Annotated in this window: 2 protein-coding genes; one reads left to right on the plus strand and one right to left on the minus strand. The window is 68.6% G+C overall.

Features of this window, described 5'->3' with window-relative positions; genetic code table 11:
- Nucleotides 1-213: 213 nt before the first annotated feature.
- Nucleotides 214-1,617 carry a dihydrolipoyl dehydrogenase gene (gene lpdA, locus VIB55_RS24955; protein ID WP_331879407.1) on the plus strand — a complete coding sequence of 468 codons (1,404 nt, stop codon included), beginning with the start codon at nucleotides 214-216 and terminating at the stop codon, nucleotides 1,615-1,617.
- 161 nt (nucleotides 1,618-1,778) lie between these two features.
- Here lpdA and VIB55_RS24960 read toward each other — a convergent pair.
- The coding region (locus VIB55_RS24960) for a hypothetical protein (protein WP_331879408.1) at nucleotides 1,779-2,608 on the minus strand (830 nt) is incomplete at its 5' end.

Below are 2,608 nucleotides of genomic sequence, written 5' to 3' on the forward strand. Positions count from 1 at the left end.
CGCGGAGGTCGCGGAGAACTGCGGAGAAAAAAGAAGAGGAGAGCGGATGGCGGGTCGCGTGAAACCTGTCTCTGCTCTTCTCTTTCTTCTCTCCGCGACCTCCGCGCCTCCGCGTGACACCCGCCGTTGTTGCTCCCCCGCGCCACACTCCCTACTTTGCTCCCCCCGTCGCTCGCGCGGCGGACTGCGACCACTCGCAACCTGAGGTGAGCGTTGGCGGACAACAGCTTCGACATCGTGGTGATCGGCGCCGGGCCGGGCGGCTATGTGGCCGCCATCAAGGCCGCGCAGCTCGGATACAAGACGGCGTGCGTCGAGGAGACGTTCCTGGGCGGGGTGTGCCTGAACATCGGCTGCATTCCCACCAAGGCCCTGCTGGAAAGCGCGGCCATGATCCAGCACCTGGCCCACGCCAAGGAGTTCGGCTTAAACGTGGGCGAGATCAGGACCGACATGGCGCAGGCCGTCAAGCGCTCGCGGCAGGTTTCCGACCGGCTGACCAAGGGCGTGGCCGGCCTGTTCAAGAAGAACAAGGTCACGCACATCCCCGGGCGCGGCCGGCTGGCGGGCAAGGGCCAGGTGGAGGTCACGGCCAAGGACGGCGGCAAGCAGACCGTCAGCGCCAAGCACGTGATCATCGCCACCGGCAGCAAGCCGCGCGACCTGCCGTTCCTGAAGATCGACCACGACCGCGTCTGGGACAGCACCGACGCCATGATGGCCCAGGAGGCGCCCAGGACGCTGGCCGTGGTGGGCGCGGGGGCCATCGGCTGCGAGTTCGCCGACGTGTACGCGGCCTTCGGCACCAAGGTCACCATCATCGAAATGGCCGACCGCGTGCTGCCGCTGGAAGACCGCGACTGCTCGGCCGTGGTGGAAAAGAGCTACAAGAAGCGGGGGATGAACATCCTCACCAGCGTGTCGCTGCAGAAGGCCGAGATCGGCAAGAACGGCGTGACGCTGACCATCACCGACGCCAAGGGCGGCTCGCAGACGCTGGAGGCAGAGCGGGTGCTTTCGGCCATCGGCCGGGTGCCGCTGGTGGACGACCTGGGGCTGGAGACGGCCGGGGTGAAGCTGACGGACCGCGGCTTCATCGGCGTAGACCGGCAGATGCGCACCAACGTCGAGGGCATCTACGCCATCGGCGACGTGGCCGGGCCGCCGCTGCTGGCGCACAAGGGCTCGCACGAGGGCATCGCCTGCATCGAGGGCATCCACGGCGACCCGCACGCGGGGATCGACTACAACAACATCCCCAACTGCACCTACTGCCACCCCGAGGTCGCCTCCGTGGGGCTGACGGAGGAGCAGGCGCGCGAAAAGGGGCTCGACATCCAGGTGGGCAAATTCCCCTGGATCGCCAACGGCCGCGCGCTCACCGCGGGCGAGACCGACGGCTTCATCAAGGTGATCCGCGACACCAAGTACAGCGAGATCGTGGGCGCGCACATCGTGGGGCCGCACGCCACGGAGCTGATCGCCGAGTTCGTGGTGGGCCGGCACCTGGAGAGCACCGTCGAGGAGATGGACCGGGCGATGCACCCGCACCCCACCCTCTCCGAAGCCGTCGCCGAAGCGGCCCTCGCCGCCCTCGGCCACGCGCTGCATATCTAGCGCACGCGCCGCACCGATGAAGACGCCGAGGCCGGCTCCGGGACCACTCCGGAGCCGGCCTCGAAGCATCGATCTCAGTAATGCCGCCGTTCGAAATTCCGGGCATCACCGCGGCCGTTTTTTCCTGCCTGCCCTACCCAACCGCTTGCCGTCCCGGCACCTCACGGGGAGCCGACCGATTGGAGCAGTGCGCGTGCCGGCCCTGCCAGTCCGGACGGGTTGCCGCTGAGGGACTCTGCGGTAATGACCTCGTCTACGTACCTCCGCAAGGCGCCGTGGTCTCCGGCCGCATGTGCGATGCGGGCGAGCTCGAACAGTACCGACGCAGTCCCGTCCGGGGGCCGGCTCGCAGCCATGAGTGCGGCCTGGAAGTGGGCGCGCGCTCCGTCGCGGTCCTCGAGCGAAAGCAGCACGCGGGCAAGCCCATTCTCGGCAAAGTACCGGACGAAGTAGCGGTCGGGCACCGGGACGCCTTCAGCGAGCACGCGTTCGTACTGCTCGCGTGCTGCCTGCAGCTGTCCCTGCCGTCGGAGCAGCTCGGCGCGCGTAACTCCGGCGAGCGAGAGCGCCGCTGCGCGCAACTCCGGCGTCCACCGGAGCGTCCGGTAGTATGGATCCAGGGCGACGCTGTCGGCCGTACAGCCGGGCCGACGGATCTCGAACGAGGTCGCCGCGCCGCGCACCCGAACTTCATGCGGGGTGCCGGAGCACCCCTGACCGACGGGGACGATCTCGATAGTCGTCTCGTAATGCGGAGCGGTCTGGTTGATCGTGCCGCGAATCACTGCTCCGTCCCGTCGCCATTCGAGTGCGAACTCCGGCGCGCCGGTTCGCTGGAACCAGTGAGCCCGCGCGGTGTCGAGCGCCGGCCGGCGCTCCGGAGCGGTCTCCTCCCGGACCACGCGGAGCACGTCGTGCCAGGTGACATCCCGGAACGCATACTCGGCGCTGAGCCTTCGAAGCGCCCGGGTGAACGCCGGATAGCCGGTGG

The sequence above is a fragment of the Longimicrobium sp. genome, assembly GCF_036554565.1.
Classification (GTDB): Bacteria; Gemmatimonadota; Gemmatimonadetes; order Longimicrobiales; family Longimicrobiaceae; genus Longimicrobium.